Genomic DNA, 15807 nt, shown 5'->3' on the forward strand with positions numbered 1-15807 from the left:
TTCCCGAAGTGTCCCAGCCCGTGCCTTCCGTCCGCCTGAGGCGGCTGGCCCTGCCGATCTACGGGCCCACGATCCTCATCTCGGTCGGCATGGGCGCGGTGATGCCGCTCGTGGCGCTCTCCGCACTCGATCTCGGCGCCAGCGTCACGCAGGCTGCGATCATCGTGGGGCTCATCGGGTTCGGGCAGCTCATGGGCGACCTTCCGGCGGGGTCGCTGGCGCAGCGGTTCGGCGAGAAGCGGGTGCTGCTGGCCGCGTGCGTGGTCGAGGCCGCCGCGCTGATCACGGCCTCGCGCACCGGGTCGCTCCTGGTGCTCTCGGCCGCGGTGTTCGTGATCGGGACGTCGTCGGCGGTGTTCGGGTTGGCCCGGCACGCGTACCTGTCCGAGGCGGTGGCGGTGGGCTTCCGGGCGCGCGCCATGTCGACGCTCGGGGGGACCTTCCGGATCGGCGGGTTCATCGGCCCGTTCGTGGGCGCGTTCCTGATCGAGCAGTACTCGTTCGACGCGACGTACGCGTTCGCGGCCGCGACGAGCCTCGCGGGCGGGCTCCTCAGTCTCGCGCTGCCCGATCTGCCCGTGTCGCGGACGGCCGTCGTGCCGGAGAAGCGCGGCATGTGGTCGGTGCTGGCCGAGCACCGCAAGGTGCTCGCGACGCTCGGCGTCGGGGTCCTGCTCATCATGATCGCCCGCGCCTCGCGGCAGGCGATCATCCCGCTGTGGGCCGCGTATCAGGGGCTCGACGCGACGGCGACGAGCCTCATCTTCGGTATCGCGGCCGGGGTGGACATGCTGCTGTTCTACCCCGGCGGTGCGATCATGGACCGCTTCGGGCGCATGTGGGTCGCGCTCCCGGCGATGCTCGTGATGGGCGCGGGCTTCCTGCTGCTCCCCCTGTCGGGGACGGCGGTCGCGATCGGTCTCGTCGCGTGTTTCATGGGTCTGGGCAACGGGATCTCCTCCGGCATCGTCCTCACCCTCGGGGCCGACGTCGCTCCTGACGAGGGCCGTCGCCAGTTCCTCGGCGGTTGGCGGTTGTGCGGCGATCTCGGTGGCGTGGCCGGCCCGGGCCTCATCAGTCTCGTGTCGCTCGCGTTCCCGCTCGGTGCGGCGGCGATCGCCCTCGGGCTCATCACCTGGTTCGGCGCGGCGTGGCTCGCCAAATGGGTCCCCGCCTATGATCCGGCCCGCCGCGAACGAGAGCAGGCGGCGGTCTAGCCCCGTTCTCCCGCGTCCGGACCGGTCGGGGCGAATCGCCGTCGGCGGCTCGCCTCTCCAGAATAGGCAGTGACTGCCATCTGGCAGTCACTGCCTATAATGAGCGCATGGATTCCGGTTCCCTTGCGCCGCAAACGGCCGCCGACCCCGCCGCACCGGGGCTGCAGGCTCGCAAGAAGCTCGCCGCGATGCACCGCATCCAGGCGGTCGCCTTGGACCTGTTCGAGGAGCGCGGCTTCGACCAGGTCGCCATCGAGGCGGTGGCCGCGGGCGCCGACGTCTCGCCGCGGACCGTCTACCGCTACTTCGGGACCAAGGAGATGCTGGTCATCTGGGACGAGGCGGACGAGCACCCGAGCAGCCCGCTCGCCGCCTGTTTCTCGAGCGCTGACCCGATCGGCGCGCTCCGCGCGGCCCTGGGGGCCGGGTTCGCGGCGATGAGCGAGTCCGAACTGCGGACGATCCGCCGCCGCCTGTCACTCGTGTTCTCGCACCAGGCGATCGAGGCCGCGCTGGTCCTGCACTCCTACGAGAAGTCCGGCGCGATCGTCGGCACGCTCGCGCCGAACCGAGAAGAGGGACCCGAGCGGCAGATCTTCGTGCACGCCTTCATAGGCGCGTCGATCGGCGCCATGCGCCACTGGTGGCGCTCCGGTTTCGCCGGGCCCCCGTTCGCCTTCGTCGACCGCGCGCTGGCACTGCTCGAGCACGGGTTCACCGCGAGCACGCTCGACGCATCGGAGGCCGATGCGTGAGCGCGCGGCCGACCGGGAAGACAGCACGCCGATGCCTTCGCGGAACGCTTCGGCAAGCGCGGCGACCGCTTCGGCGAACCCCGCAACCAAGCGCTGTCTTGTTGTCCTCCATCACAATGCGCCCGAAAGGCTTCCCTCCGGACGCACACTGCATTACCTTTAATTCACCGGGTGATGAATTAAGAGCCCTTACCCCACAAGGAGTGCGCCATGTCAACGCAAGCCGAAGTCATCATCGTCGGAGCCGGGCCCACCGGTCTGCTCCTCGCGGGCGATCTCGCCGAAGCCGGTGTCGACGTCCTCGTCCTCGAGGGTCGCGGCGAGCACCTCTCGAACCTCTCGCGAGCCTTCGGCGTGCACGCGCGCACCCTCGAAGAGCTCGACGCCCGCGGCATGGCCGATGAGCTCCTCGCCCGCGGCGGCGCGCAGCTGCCGGGCATCCGCCTGTTCAACCGCGTGACCCTCAACCTCGCCGACCTGGAGACCCGCTTCCCCTACCTCCTCATGACCCCGCAGTACACCGTCGAAGACGTCCTGCGCCGCCGGGCACTCGAAGCCGGTGCCTCGTTCCTCTACGACCACAAGGTGACCGGGGTCGAGCAGGCCGACGGCAAGGTCACCGTCAGCACCGTCCGGGGCGACTTCACGGCGACCTACGCCGTCGGCGCCGACGGCGTCAAGTCCGCCGTCCGAGGCGCCATCGGCATGCCCTACCCGGGCGAGGCCGTCCTGAAGTCGATCATGCTCGCCGACGTCAAGCTCGCCGAGCCGCCCGCCGAGAGCCCCGCGATCCACGGCATCAACGGCGCGTTCTGCTTCATCGCCTCCTTCGGCGACGACTACTGGCGGATCTTCGCCTGGAACTCCGCCGACGTGAAGTCCGACGACGATCCGATCGACCTCGAGGAGATCAAGGAGGCCACCCGCCTGGTCTTCGGCTCCGACTTCGGGATGCACGACGCGCGCTGGATCTCCAGGTTCCACTCCGACGAGCGCCAGGTCCCCGAGTACCGCGACGGCAACGTGTTCCTCGCCGGGGACGCGGCGCACTGCCACTCCCCCGCGGGCGGCCAGGGCATGAACACCGGGCTCCAGGACGCGGCGAACCTCGCGTGGAAGCTCGCCGCCGTCCTCAGAGGAGCGGACGCGGCCCTGCTCGACACCTACCACTCCGAGCGCCACCCCGTCGGCAAGATGGTGCTGCGCTCCAGCGGGACGATGATCCGCCTCGCGGCCGAACGCTCGAAGATCAAGGCCGCCATCGGCGGCCTCGCCTTCGGCGCGGCCATGCACATCAAGCCGATCGAGGCCAGGGCCATGGGCGTCATCTCGGGAGTCGGGTTCCACTACGGACACGAGAAGGACGAGGACGCCCTCGTCGGCCACCGCGCCAACGACATCGCCCTCGCCGACGGCACCCGCCTCTACGAGGCCCTGCGCGGCGGCAGGTTCGTGGTCCTCGACAGCGCCGAGTCGTACGCGGCCCGCTTCGTGGCCGACGCGGCCTCGGCCGCCCCCGACGGCACCACGAAGATCATCCGGCCCGACGCCTACATCGGCTGGGCAGGCCACGACGACCCGGCCGCGATCCGCTCCTACCTGGAGACCCACGCCGGAAAGGGCTGAACTCCGAACACCACTGCGGCGGCGGGCCTCGGCCCGCCGCCGTTCGCCGCGATCCCCCCTGCAGCATTACTCGAAGCGCTGCTCGGTCCAGGCGGCGATCCCGGCCTCGGTGAGGATCATGTCCCAGGCGGCTTCGGCCGCGCCGAGGATCGGGGCGTCGGGGCCGAGCACGGAGGGCTCCACGCGCGGGGGGTCGTCGCGGCGGAAGCCCATGAGGCCCGCGCCGAACGCGGTCGCGAACGGCTCGGCCGCGGCGCGGCGCAGTTCCGGGGCGAGACCGCCGAGGCAGACGATCTCCGGGTCGAGGATGTTCACCAGCCCCGCAGTGCCGCGCCCCAGCACCCGGGAGCATTCCTCAACGGCCGCACGGGCATCGGCATCGACGAGCGCTTCGATGAGGTACGCGCGCGGATCCTCCGGCTCGTCCTGCCCCCGCAGGCGCGCCACCGCCCGGCCGTCGACCGCCACGTCCCAGCAGCCGTACGCGCCGCACGGGCACGGCACGGCCGGATCGCCCAACGGCGCGTGCCCGAACTCGCCGCCGGCGCCCGTGGCGCCCGTGACGGCGTGGCCCTCGTCGACGAAGATCCCGCCGATCCCGACCTCGATCGTCAGGTACAGAACGCTCCTGCCGGGGTGGGAGCGACGGGCCTCGGCCAGCCCGGCCAACGTGGCGTCGTTGCCGAGGGCTTGTGGCACACCGGGAAGCAGCGGCTCGATCTCGAGGTCGCGCCAACCGAGCACACTCGACTGCACGATCGCGTGGCGGCGCACCGTGCCCGTCGCGGAGATCGAGACGGCCCGCACCCGCCCGTCGTAGCGGCCCGCGAGTTCGCCCACGGCAGCGCGGATGTCGGCGAAGACGCGTTCGGGTCGCTTGGAGGCGTGGCGGCCGGTTGTCGTATCGACCAGGGTCCCTTCGAGATCGGCGATGGCGACGACCCAATCGGCGAAGCGCAAGTCCACGACCGCGGCGAGCGGCCCCTCGGGGTGGGCATGGAGGGTGGTGGTGGGTCGGCCGCGACCGGTGGGCGGGGCCGGGGCTTCGGCGATGAGATCGAGCGCGCGAAGGCGGGCGGAGATCTCGGTGGCGGTACCGCTGCCGACGTGCATTTCCCTGGCGGCCTCGGCGCGGGTGACGCCGGGGCGGGCGCGCACGAGTCTCAGCAGGTCGAGCGCGCCACTCCAGCGGGCGGCCTCGGCACGGCCGACCCTCGCGGGCTCGGCGCTCGAGTCGTCGGCGGGAGTAGGGGTTCTGGCTTGCACTCGGGGACCTCCACGAATTATCCTCGCGTTACGAGTTTATTTCTACCCCGGAGGGCTTCATGCGAAGCTACAGCAACCCTGAGGCCGTCCTGCTCGACATGGACGGCACACTGGTCGATTCCGACGGCGCGGTCGAGCGCGCCCCCTCGGCGACGCTTGCGAGCCGTAAATTGGCACAGTCGTCATGGGCCGTCGAGTACGGCGTCGACCCGGCGCTCGCGCTGGCGAACGCGCACGGCAGCCCCGCGTCGGTCACCGCCTCCCGACTGCGGCCCGATCTCGATGCGGCGCAATTGCACACGGCCGCCGCACGGCAGCTCGAGCTGCAGTACGACGACCTGGCCGACGTCGTCCCCACCGAGGGCGCCGAGCGGCTGCTCGCCGAACTCGACCGGATCGCGCTCCCCTGGGCCGTCGTCACCAGCGCCGACGACCGGCTCGCGAAGGCCCGCCTAGCCGCCGCGGGCATCCGGCCGCCGCTGCTGTTCACGTTCGAGGACGTGCGGCGCGGCAAACCCGACCCGGAGGGATACCTGTTGGCCGCCAAGGCACTCGGCGTCGACCCGGCCGCGTGCCTCGTGGTCGAGGACTCCGAGCCGGGCCTGGCCGCGGGCCGGGCGGCGGGCGCGATGACCGCGTCGCTGCGCGGACTCGACGCCGACGTGCGGCTGCGGGACCTCGGGCACCTCGCGGAGCTGCTGGTGCCCGATGGCCGTTGACGTTCAGACCCGAGCGGCGCGGGCGGCCTCGCGCGACCTGAGCCGCGTGGTCGCGTTCGCGCAGATCGGGCTCGGCCTGCTGGTGAGCTCGTACGGGCCGTACCTGGCGGGGATCGCCGCCGAACTCGACCGGCCCCGCGGCGAACTCGTCTGGCTGACCATGACGTTCGGCGCGGGCCTGGTGCTCGCCGCCGCGGCCGGCCCGGCCGTGCTCCGCGCGGGCGCGGGCCTGGTGATGCGGCTGGCGTGCGCGGTCATCGCGGTGGGCGCGGTGGTCATGGCCGCATCACCGCAGCTCCCCCTCGCGGGCACGGGCTCCGTCCTTGTCGGGTTCGGTTGCGCCGCAGTGGCTCTGGCGACGCCGTCGCTGCTGCGCGGCCCGGGGGCGGCGAAGCGGATCACGATCATGGTCGGACTCGCCAGCGCCGCCGGCGTCTGCGCGCCGCTGGCGTTCGGGGCATTGGAATCGGTCGGCGTGCCCGGCCGCTGGGCGCTGCTGAGCGCTGTCCCGGTGCTGCTCGCGGGGGCCGCGCACCGGACGGTGGCGGGTCCGCCGGATGACGCGGTCGCCGCCGGCGGCCGTGTGCCGGTCGGCCCGGCCTCGCTCGCGTGGGGGCGCATCGTCCTCTGTGTAGGGATCGAGTTCTGCTTCTCGATCTGGAGCGTCGCCCGTCTGGTCGACACCGGGGTCTCGCTCGGCACCGCCTCGGCGCTCGGCGCGGGCTTCGGGATCGGGATGGCGGTGGGCCGACTGGTGGGGCCGCGGTTCGTGGACCGGCCGTGGGCGGTCCACGCCGCGCTGGTGACGATCGCGGTCGGCACCGTCGTGGTCTACCTGGGGCGTGACCCGGTCACCGTCACCGCCGGTGTCGCGGTCGCGAGCCTGGGCGTCGCGCCGCTGTACCCGATCATGCTGGGCCGCTTGGTCGGCATTCCGGGGTTGAGCGGGCGGCACTCGGCGTCGATCGGGTCGCTCGCGTCGGGGACGGCGATCCTGTCGGCTCCGGCGGCGCTGGGCTGGCTGGACGGGCAGATCGGGTTGCGCGAGGCGTTCCTGCTGCCGATCCCGCTGCTGGTGATCCTGCTGATCCTCTCAAGACGGGCATAGTGAAAGCGGCCCCGGACCGCGAGGGTCCGGGGCCGCTTCGCGCGCTACTGCGCCTCGTCCTCCTGCTTCTTGCCGGCGGAGAGCGAACCGGCGTGGGCCTTCTCCTCGGGGCTCATGCGGGTCTTGATGAGGCTCGCGATGACCACGACGATGAGGATGCCGATGACCACGCCGAGGCTGAGCGGCGTCGGGACCTCGGGGACCGAGGGGTCGATGTCGACGTGGGCCCAGTGCAGGATCAGCTTCACGCCGATGAACAGCAGGATGATCGCCAGGCCGGTCGAGAGGTAGACGAGGCGGTCGAGCAGGCCCTTGACGAGGAAGAAGAGGGCGCGCAGGCCCAGCAGCGCGAAGGCGTTCGCGGTGAAGACGACGTACGCCTCCTGCGTGACGCCGAAGACGGCCGGGATGGAGTCGAGCGCGAAGAGCAGGTCCACGCTGCCGATCGCGATGAGGACGATGAACAGCGGGGTGAAGAGCCGCTTGCCGTCGACTTTGGTGACGAGTTTGCCGTTGACGTAGTCGGGGGTGACGGGCAGGAAGCGGCGGGCGCCGCGCACCATCACGTTCGACTCGACGTCGGGGTCTTGGTCGCGGTGGCGGAAGAGCTGGACCGCGGTGTAGACCAGCAGCAGCCCGAACACCAGGAACATGAACGAGAACGTGTTGATGAGGGCCGCGCCGAGCGCGATGAAGATGGCCCGCATGACGAGGGCGAGCACGATGCCGAAGGTGAGGACCTTGTGCTGGTGGTAGTCGGGTACCGCGAAGGTGCTCATGATGATCACGAACACGAACAGGTTGTCGACCGAGAGGCTCTTCTCGATGATGTAACCCGCGAAGTACTCGGTGCCGGCGGCGTTCCCGTACACCGCGCCGAACCAGATGCCGAAGGCGATCGCGACGGCGATGTAGAAGACCGACCAGGCCGTGGCCTCTTTGAATCCGACGTGGTGGGGGCGCAGTGCCGCGAGGATCAGGTCCACCGCCAGCAGTACGACGATGAGACCGATGGTTCCGGCCCAAGTGAGTGGGCTGATTTCGAGCAACGCTTCCTCCGTCAGATTGCCATCATCACGACTGCAGGATTGACATCATCCCTCAGGTGCCCGCATCCTAACGGCCGCTTGCCCCGTTTGTCACGACCCCCTGAGGGCCTTGTGACCTCGACTGGAGCACGATCGGGGTCACATCGCGGCCGATTCGGGTCCGGGAGGCCGGATCCGCGGCGCCGGGGGCATCGGCACCTAACGTGGCGGGCGCCGAACTGAAGCCTTCGAGGGCGGCGGTCTGGGTCGGGGTGAGTTTGAAGGCGGGGTTGGCGGGGCGGGGGTAGACCTCGGCGGCGTGCCAGAGTTCGGGGCGGACGCTGGTGGCGACGCCGATGCGGCGCATGTGGGCGCGCAGCGACTGCGTGAGTTCGAAGGCGTCGAAGACGTAGACGTGGTCGATGCCCCAGGGCCGGTGCACCCCCGGCCGGGCGGCGCGCGGGCCGGTCATGACCAGGTAGTACTCGAGCTCGTCGGAGTCGGTGAGGTCGAGCAGGCCCTCTGCGCGGGTGTAGTGCTTGATGTTGACCGTGCGCCCGGCGAGCGGGCCGCTGCGGAACCAGCCGTCGACGGCGTGGCCCGCGGCCGCTTCGAGTTCGATGTCGAAGATCTGGGCGGCGATCCAGTCCGAGAGGTGCCCGTGGACGAGCGGGCGGCCGACGATGTCGGCGATCCGCGCCTCGATCTCGCCCCGCGCCTGGAGCAGCATGGCGATCGACTTGAGTCCGTCTTCGTCCATCGGCGCTCCTCGGCTCTACCCCTGCACCTCATCGTACCGATCGGCAAGCCGCGGACGAGGAACGCGCTTCGGGATGACGACCTGGAGGATCGGGCCGGCCCGCCCGCCCGCGAGCTGCGACTTCATCGAGCCCTCGATGTTGGTGACGGTCGGCCCGGGCGCGGCCGACAAGGCCGTCGTCATCGTTCAAGGCCGTGGGAGTCCGGTCGTGAGGAGGCGGCCGATCGACTGGAGGCGGTCGGCCATGCTCTCGGGGTCGAGGGGGTCCTCGCCCGAGGTGAGCCACGCGCTCATGAGGGCCGCGCCGCCGCCGGCGACGAACACGGCCAGGTCGTCGGCGATCCCCGGCGGGATCGCCGTCTCGCCGAAGCGGGCCAGGAGCGCTTCGCGCCGCAGCGGCGCGAGCAGGCCGCACACGACCTGGTTGAGCGCGAACGCGCTCGCGGTGGCGAACATCGCGCGGTAGAAGCCCTGGTGGGCGGCGAAGTGGCGGGCGATCGCGAGGGCGCGGTCGCGTCCGACGGCCTCGCCGGGAGCGTCCTCCCATGGTTCGGTGAGCTCGCGGCGGGCCAGGTCGAGCGCCGCTTCCAGGAGCAGGTTGTCGCGGTCGCCGTAGTGCAGGTAGACGAGCTGGCGGCTCACTCCCGCGGCATCGGCGATGTCGGATACCGGAATATTGGCGGTGCCGCGCGCGCTGACCAGCGCCGTCGCGGCGCCCAAGAGGGCGGCGCGGGTTCGTCGCACCCGGCGGTCTTTGGCGGGTGGCGGAGTCGGGAGGCTCACCCGACGAGGTTAGGCACGTGTCGATGCTTCGACAAGTCGTTCGACGGCCCCGGCGTCAACTGAAACTGATCGCGTCGACGTAGGTCCAGTCGCCGCCGATGCGCTCGAATGCGCTGTTCTCGGTCTGGGAGCCGGGGCCTTCGGCGTCGGTGTAGTCGGCGCGGAAGCGGACGGTGCCCTGCGTGTGGAGCGGGGAGCCGCCGGTGGTCTCGAGGATCGCGAGGCCGGTGAAGCGGCGGCCGTCGTCTGCGAGGTCGAGCCGTTCAGGGCGGGTCGAGGGGTGCCAGGTTCGCAGCAGGTAGGCGGCGTCGCCGAGGGCGAAGGCGCTGTAGCGCGAGCGCATGAGGGCTTCGGCGGTGGCGGCCTTCGCGGTCCCGGCGTGCAGCGGCCCGCAGCAGGCGGTGTACGCGGTGCCCGAGCCGCACGGGCACGGGCGGGACTGGCGGTTGCGTCTGGGCATTCCAGGATTGTGCCGCAGCGCCGCACCGGCCCGGGGGCCGGTGCGGCGTTCGGTCAGCAGTTCTCGAGGTAGGGCGTGACGACCTCGGCGTAGGCGGCCTGACCGGCGGCGTTCGCGTGGAACGACTCGATCGTGCCGGTGTAGCCGAGGATCCACGGATCGGCGGAGCAGATCTCGTGGCCCGCGAAGGCGTCCCGGACGTCGGCGAAGTCGAAGCCGTGGTCGGCCGCGGCCGAGGCGGTGGTCTCGGCGAGGAGATCGGCCGTCTCGTTCAGCAGCGCCTGCTCGTCGGGCGTGATCGCCAGGGTGCCGGAGCAGCTGGTGCCGTTGAAGAGCCGAGGGTTGCCCACGATCGTGACGTCGGCGAACGGCGAGCGGTCTTCGACCTGGGTGTAGAGGTCGTCGAGCTCGGCCGGGAGCGAGCCGGTGATGACGGCCTGCGCGTTCGCGACCGCGCCCTGGCACAGGGCCGTGTCGGTCCCGGCGCACGCGCCGAGCACCGATGAGAACCCGGCGTCGTTGCCGCCCACGCCGATCGACACCTCGCGTGTGCGCCAGGTGAGGTTGCCGAGCTGTTCGGCGACGACGTCTTCGACGCGTGCGCCGGAGCAGGCGTCGAAGGAGAGCCGCGCGCCGGTCGCCTCGGCGACGAGCTGCGGGTAGGCGTTGGCGGAGCGGTAGCAGTCGGTGCCGTCCTCGGCGTAATCGCCTGCGCCCACACCGGACACGTACGAGTCGCCGAGGGCGGCGTACTGGGGCGACCATCCGTGGTCGGCCGAGGCCGGGGCGGCGAACGAGGCGGCGGTGATGCCTGCGACCGCCGCGGCCGCGAGGGTGCGGGCGATCATGCCGCGCTTGCTGGAGGTTCGGGACATGGGTCTCCTTCTCGTTGTGGGTCGGGCCCGGGAGGCCCGTCCTCTGAGGGTCCTGGCGTCGTATGCGGCAGTCCGAAATGCTTCGGAACGCGCGGTGCACGACACCGGCCCCATGGGAAGACTCCCGTGGGGCCGGTTCTGGTTGCGCAAGGGGTGCTTGAACACCCCGTGAATCAGTAGTCGAGCAGCGGGAGGACGGCGTCGGTGTACGCGTCCTGTCCGGCGGCGGTCGGGTGGAAGGACTCGAGGGTCCCGGTGTAGCCGAGGATCCACGGGTCGGCTGAGCAGACGCCGTGGCCTTCAAAGTCGTCGCGGACGTCGGCGAAGTCGAAGCCGTGGTCGGCCGCGACCGAGGCGGTGGTCTCGGCGAGCAGGTCGGCGGCGTCGTTCAGCAGCGCCTGCTCCTCCGGTGTGATCGCGAGCGCGCCGGAGCAGGCGGTCTCGTTGAACAGGCGCGGGTTGCCGACGACGACGATCTCGGCGGCGAAGGCCCGGTTCCTGACCTGGGTGTAGAGGTCGTCCAGTTCGGCCGGTAGGGAGTCGGTGATGACGGTGCGCGCGTTGGTGATCGCGGTCTTGCACAGGGCGGTGTCGGTGCCCGCGCACGCGGTCAGCACGGAGGAGAACCCGGCGTCGTTGCCGCCGACGCCGATCGTGACGTGCTCGGTGTTGACCCGGTAGAGGTGATCGAGCTGGTTCGCGACCACGTCTTCGATGCGCGCGCCGGAGCAGGCCTCGAACCAGAGGCGTTCGCCGAGTTCGACGGCGGCCTGCTGCGCGTAGGCGTGGGCGGAGCGGTAGCAGTCGGTGCCGTCCTCGGCGTAGTCGCCCGCGCCGACGCCCGAGGCGAACGAGTCGCCGAGCGCGACGTACTGCTGGATGGTGACGTCGGCCGAGGCGGGGCCGGCGAGGCCGGCGGCGCCGAGGCCCGCGGCCGCCGCGACGGCGGCCAGGCGGGTGAGGACGCGGCGCGACTTGCCTTCCTTGAAGGACACAGGGTCTCCTTGTTGTCGACAGGGTCGGCGGACGGTCCCGGTGGGGTCCCCCGCCGGAGGACGGCGTCATTATAGGCAAGGAAATCCATTGTGTCGCAATAGGAACGGTGTGTGACGCTGCGTCACTCCAGAGTGGCCTCCGAGGCAATGGCGCCACCGAATCAAAAACAGTTTCAGAATGTTTCCATATAATGTTGGAAACTGTTTCCGGTTGCGGCTAGAATGGCCGCACACTTGGCGAAGGAGTGACAGCAGATGGGCAATCGCTCGCGGGCGACGCTGACCGAGGTGGCCGAACGCGCGGGCGTCTCCAAGGCCACGGCCTCGAAGGTACTCAACGGCCGCCCGGGCGTGGCCGAGGAGACCCGCAGGGCCGTGCGCGAGGCCATCGCCGAGCTCGAGTACGTGCCGACCACGGGTCCGCGCGAATCGCCTGCGCCCCAGACGATCCACGTCGTGTTCGACACGCTCCTCAACATGTACGCGGTGTACGTGCTCGACGGGATCGTCAGCGGCGGCCGGGAACTCGGCGTCGAGGTGGTCACGAGTTCCCTGGAGGCCGAGACCCCGGGCGACAACGATCCGATCGGCGCCGACCGGATCAAGGAGATCGCCGCGCAGGGGGCGGCGGGCCTGGTCCTGGTGACCGCGCAGCTCACCACCGCCGAGATGGACGCGTGCGAGCAGCTGGGCCTGCCGCTGGTCGTGATCGACCCGGCGAACCCGCTCGACGAGCGCGTGACGAGTCTCGGCGCCACGAACTGGGCCGGGGGCGTGCAGGCCACCCGCCACCTGCTCGATTTGGGGCACACCAGGATCGGCTTCGCTGGAGGCCCGCCCGGGTCGCTGCCCGCGCGCGAGCGCCTGCACGGCTACCGGGAGGCGCTCGAATCCGCCGGGATCGAAGTGGACCCGGCCCTCACGGGCGCGGGCAGGTTCTACGCCGAGACCGGTGCGGCCCTTGCCGATCAGATGCTCGACCTCGACGACCCACCGACCGCGATCTTCGCCGCGAGCGACAGCATCGCCGTGGGCGTCATCCGGACCGCCCGCAAACGCGGCCTCGAGGTCCCCGGCGACCTCAGCGTGGTCGGGTTCGACGACACGTACAACGCGATGTGGGTCGAACCGCCGCTCACGACGGTGAAGCAGCCGCTGCGGCAGATGGGCCGCGTCGCCGCGCGCACCGTGCTCGACCTCGCCGCGGGCAAGGTCCCGGACTCGCACCACGTGCAGCTCGCGACGAGCCTGGTCGTGCGCGAGTCGACCGCGCCGCCGCATCAATAGAGTATATAATCTGGTACTCTCTTTCAAGAGCGCATCGAATGTGTGAGTACCAGTAGCTATACTCTTCTCGAATCGAGGTGGCCGTGGACTTCTTCGGTCGGCAGCATGAGCTCGCCCAGCTGCGCCGCTGGTACGCGGCCGCTGCGGCCGGGGAGGGGCAGTGCCTCATCATCCGGGGTCGCCGCCGGGTCGGGAAGTCGCGGCTCATCGAGGAGTTCGTGCGCCGGCTCGAGGCGCCCTCGGTCTTCTTCACCGCCTCCAACCTCTCCGCGGCCCAGGAGCTCCACAACTTCACCGAAGCGGTCCTGGGATCCGACCTGCCCGAGGCCGAAGCGTTCGGCGACGCCCCGGCCTCGTGGGACGGCGCGATCCGCATGCTCGCGCAGCTGCTCCCCTCCGACCGCCCCAGCGTGGTCGTGCTCGACGAACTCCCCTACCTGACCCGGCATGTCGAAGGCTTCGAAGGCACGCTGCAGACCGTGTGGGACAGGATCATGTCCCGCAAGCCCGTGCTGCTGCTGCTCGTCGGCTCGGACCTGTCGATCATGCAGGCGCTCAACAGCTACGAGCACCCGTTCTACCAGCGCGGCAACCCGGTCCTCATCGAGCCGCTCACGGTCGCCGACGTGCAGGAGATGACCGGTCTGTCCGCCGCCCAGGCGATCGACGCCCGGCTCGTGACCGGCGGCATGCCCCGCCTGTGCGTCCAGTGGCCGCGCGGCGAGGGCCTCGAGCGGTTTCTGGAGCGGTCGCTCGCCGACCCGGCAGACCCGTTCCTCACCGCCGGGGAGCTCGCCGTCGCCGGGGAGTTCCCGGCGGACACGTTCGCGCCGCAGGTGCTCTCCGCGATCGCGTCCGGTGAGCGCACGTTCACCTCGACGCTGTCCGATCTCGACATCAGCCGCATGACGCTCTCGCGCGCGCTGACCAAGCTCGCGGAGAAGGGCGTCGTCGCGGCCGAGACGCCGTTGTCGGTCAAGCCGTCCAAGGAGACCCGCTACCGCATCACCGATTCGTACCTGCGTTTCTGGCTGCATCTCGTGCAGCCGGTGCTCGGCATGGTGCAGCGCGGCCGGGGCGACCGCGCCGCCCGCAGGGTGCTGGCGAGTTGGCCCGCGTGGCGGGGGCGGGCGGTGGAACCGCTGGTGCGGGAGTCGCTGGCGCGCAGGGTGTCCGATGAGGATGCCCAGTGGACCGATCCTGACGCGACCGTGGCGGTCGGCGGGTTCTGGACGCGCAGCAACGATGTCGAGATCGATCTGGTCGGGGCCGATCGCGCGCCGATCGCGAAGCGCATCGGGTATCTCGGATCGGTGAAGTGGCATGAGACGGCGCCGCTCGCGAGGAAGGACTTCACCGCGCTCGCCGCCGTCGCCGGTCGCGTGCCGGGCGTGTCGGAGGAGACGCCGCTCATCGGGGTGTCGAGGGCCCGTAGCGAACTCGGCCCTTGGTCGGCCGTCTACTCGGCGGAGGACTTGGTGGACGCCTGGCGGTAGCCCGCCGTCAACCGTCCGCGGACCGGAGGGCGATGTCCTCCAGGTCGCCCCCGGTGATCGCGGTGACGTCGAGCAGGGTGACGAGGTCCATGTCGTCGCCGGGATCGATGAGGGCGAGGACGAAGACGCGGCGATTCCGGCGACGATCGGGGCCGATGCCAAGGGGCACCGGAACTTCATGGGCTGTTTCCTAGGGTCCGCTGTGGAGTGGTGCGGCCGATACCGATCGGGGCGGGCCCGCGGGGTCCCGCCTCGATCGGCGTTGCGGTGTTCATGGCCGTTTGAGCAGCATCCCGAGGACGACGGCGGCCAGTGGTATGCCGCATAGCACTGTGAAGACCCCTTCGGGGCCGTGGTGTTCGGCGATGAGGCCGAACGCCGGGGCGAAGAGGCCGCCGACGCTCATGGCCAGGCCGAGCGTGACGCCCGCGGCGGTGCCGGGGCGGGTCGGCAGGTAGTCCTGGGCGAGTTTGACGAGCACGGCGAACGGGATGTTGATCGCGATGCCGACGGCGAGGGCGACCGCGAGGGCCGCGTACTCGTCGGGGAGGAAGCGCAGCAGGACGAGCAGCGGGATGATGAGGACGCCGCCGATGCGGGTGGTGCGGACCGCGCCGAAGCGGTCGGCGAGGCGTCCACCGAGGAGGGTCCCGGCGACGCTGCCGAACATGAAGCCCGCCAAGGCGATCCCCGCGACGGCGTGGCTCGCGCCGAGGTGGCGGATCCAGTACAGCTCGATGAAGGTGATGATCCCGACCCACAGGATCGAGCGGACCACCTCGATCGCGGTGAGGACCGCGAACGGGCCCCAGCGGTCGGTGCCGGTGCGCGCCTTCGCGGGCCCGGCGGCGGTGCGGGTGTGCTTGCGGAGCATGACGAAGGCGATGAGGACGGCGGGCGGGATGAACAGGGCCGTCGCGCCCAGGCCCATCGCGATGAGCGCGGGCGTGGCGAGCACGGGGGCGAGGAAGAAGCCGACGGAGCCGCCCGCGGCGAAGATGCTCATGCCCGCCGCGCTGTCGCCCGCCGCTTCGCGCGCGCCCTTGCCCGCGGCCGGGTGGAACATCGCGACGCCCAGCCCGGAGAGGAACAGGAGCGCGAGCACCAGCGGATACGGCCCGGCGAGGCCCGCGAGGCCGAGGCCGAGCCCGGCGAGGGCGACCCCTGCGGGCGCGAACCAGTCGAGGCGGCGGCGGTCGACGAGGAGGCCGAAGAACGGCTGCGGGATCGACGCGCCGAGCGCGGCGGCGAGGGTGAGGCCGGTGGCGGCGACGTAGCCGTAGCCGCGGTCGAGCACGAAGTAGGGCACGACGGCGGGGACGAGCCCCTGGTAGAGGTCGTCGACGGCGTGGGCGGTGCCCCACAGCCACATGCGCCGCAGCGGTGATGGGGCGGTCTCCCGGGCCTCGGGCGGGGCGGCGGTCTGGGTCAT

17 protein-coding genes are annotated in these 15807 nt (G+C 71.1%); 7 read left to right on the forward strand and 10 right to left on the reverse strand.

The genetic code is table 11. The features are described 5' to 3' along the window. The first annotated feature begins 8 nt into the window (after positions 1–8). The 3 genes from JHY01_RS07335 to JHY01_RS07345 all read left to right on the forward strand — a co-directional run bounded on the left by JHY01_RS07335 (position 9) and on the right by JHY01_RS07345 (position 3598). Positions 9–1217: an MFS transporter gene (locus tag JHY01_RS07335; protein WP_205324964.1), complete on the forward strand. Its 1209-nt coding sequence runs from the start codon at positions 9–11 to the stop codon at positions 1215–1217. A gap of 107 nt (positions 1218–1324) precedes the next feature. Further along, complete coding sequence (locus JHY01_RS07340) at positions 1325–1972, forward strand: TetR family transcriptional regulator (protein ID WP_205324965.1); 648 nt, start codon at positions 1325–1327, stop codon at positions 1970–1972. 210 nt (positions 1973–2182) lie between these two features. Next, positions 2183–3598 carry an FAD-dependent monooxygenase gene (locus JHY01_RS07345; RefSeq protein ID WP_205324966.1) on the forward strand — a complete coding sequence of 472 codons (1416 nt, stop codon included), beginning with the start codon at positions 2183–2185 and terminating at the stop codon, positions 3596–3598. Between the two features lie 66 nt (positions 3599–3664). Here the strand turns inward: JHY01_RS07345 and JHY01_RS07350 are convergent, their stop codons facing one another. Further along, positions 3665–4864 (reverse strand): ROK family protein, encoded by a 1200-nt coding sequence (locus JHY01_RS07350; protein WP_205324967.1) that lies wholly within the window; start codon positions 4862–4864, stop codon positions 3665–3667. A gap of 59 nt (positions 4865–4923) precedes the next feature. Here JHY01_RS07350 and JHY01_RS07355 point away from each other — a divergent pair, with 59 nt between their 5' ends. Together JHY01_RS07355 and JHY01_RS07360 are read left to right on the forward strand one after the other, a co-directional pair. Continuing rightward, a complete protein-coding gene (locus tag JHY01_RS07355) occupies positions 4924–5583 on the forward strand; it encodes an HAD-IA family hydrolase (protein ID WP_205324968.1) in 660 nt (219 codons plus the stop codon). Continuing rightward, on the forward strand, positions 5573–6691 hold the full coding sequence (locus tag JHY01_RS07360; RefSeq protein WP_205324969.1) for a sugar MFS transporter: 1119 nt from the start codon (positions 5573–5575) through the stop codon (positions 6689–6691). The genes JHY01_RS07355 and JHY01_RS07360 overlap by 11 nt, the downstream gene beginning before the upstream one ends. Positions 6692–6735: 44 nt before the next feature. Here JHY01_RS07360 and JHY01_RS07365 read toward each other — a convergent pair whose 3' ends face one another. From JHY01_RS07365 to JHY01_RS07395, 7 genes are all read right to left on the reverse strand, one after another. Next, entirely contained in the window at positions 6736–7740 is a 1005-nt protein-coding gene (locus JHY01_RS07365; protein ID WP_205324970.1) for a TerC family protein, read from the reverse strand. A gap of 67 nt (positions 7741–7807) precedes the next feature. Next, on the reverse strand, positions 7808–8479 hold the full coding sequence (locus tag JHY01_RS07370; RefSeq protein WP_205324971.1) for a hypothetical protein: 672 nt from the start codon (positions 8477–8479) through the stop codon (positions 7808–7810). Positions 8480–8494: 15 nt separating this feature from the next. Continuing rightward, positions 8495–8662 carry a hypothetical protein gene (locus JHY01_RS07375; RefSeq protein WP_205324972.1) on the reverse strand — a complete coding sequence of 56 codons (168 nt, stop codon included), beginning with the start codon at positions 8660–8662 and terminating at the stop codon, positions 8495–8497. Positions 8663–8665: 3 nt separating this feature from the next. After that, a complete protein-coding gene (locus JHY01_RS07380; RefSeq protein WP_205324973.1) occupies positions 8666–9223 on the reverse strand; it encodes a TetR/AcrR family transcriptional regulator in 558 nt (185 codons plus the stop codon). Positions 9224–9317: 94 nt separating this feature from the next. Next, complete coding sequence (locus JHY01_RS07385; RefSeq protein ID WP_205324974.1) at positions 9318–9722, reverse strand: YchJ family protein; 405 nt, start codon at positions 9720–9722, stop codon at positions 9318–9320. A 53-nt stretch (positions 9723–9775) separates the two neighbouring features. After that, positions 9776–10597, reverse strand: coding sequence for an SGNH/GDSL hydrolase family protein (locus JHY01_RS07390; RefSeq protein ID WP_205324975.1), 822 nt, complete (start codon positions 10595–10597; stop codon positions 9776–9778). 173 nt (positions 10598–10770) lie between these two features. After that, positions 10771–11592, reverse strand: coding sequence for an SGNH/GDSL hydrolase family protein (locus tag JHY01_RS07395; RefSeq protein WP_205324976.1), 822 nt, complete (start codon positions 11590–11592; stop codon positions 10771–10773). Between the two features lie 255 nt (positions 11593–11847). Here JHY01_RS07395 and JHY01_RS07400 point away from each other — a divergent pair, with 255 nt between their 5' ends. Together JHY01_RS07400 and JHY01_RS27650 are read left to right on the forward strand one after the other, a co-directional pair. After that, complete coding sequence (locus tag JHY01_RS07400; protein WP_205324977.1) at positions 11848–12879, forward strand: LacI family DNA-binding transcriptional regulator; 1032 nt, start codon at positions 11848–11850, stop codon at positions 12877–12879. 83 nt (positions 12880–12962) lie between these two features. Further along, positions 12963–14375 carry an ATP-binding protein gene (locus JHY01_RS27650; RefSeq protein ID WP_205324978.1) on the forward strand — a complete coding sequence of 471 codons (1413 nt, stop codon included), beginning with the start codon at positions 12963–12965 and terminating at the stop codon, positions 14373–14375. A gap of 7 nt (positions 14376–14382) precedes the next feature. Here JHY01_RS27650 and JHY01_RS07410 read toward each other — a convergent pair whose 3' ends face one another. Both JHY01_RS07410 and JHY01_RS07415 read right to left on the reverse strand, forming a co-directional pair. Further along, a complete protein-coding gene (locus JHY01_RS07410) occupies positions 14383–14544 on the reverse strand; it encodes a hypothetical protein (protein ID WP_205324979.1) in 162 nt (53 codons plus the stop codon). A 102-nt stretch (positions 14545–14646) separates the two neighbouring features. Further along, positions 14647–15807, reverse strand: a complete 1161-nt coding sequence (locus JHY01_RS07415) for an MFS transporter (RefSeq protein ID WP_205324980.1) — start codon at positions 15805–15807, stop codon at positions 14647–14649.

The sequence above is a fragment of the Glycomyces sp. YM15 genome, from assembly GCF_016918015.1.
Lineage (GTDB): Bacteria > Actinomycetota > Actinomycetes > Mycobacteriales > Micromonosporaceae > Glycomyces.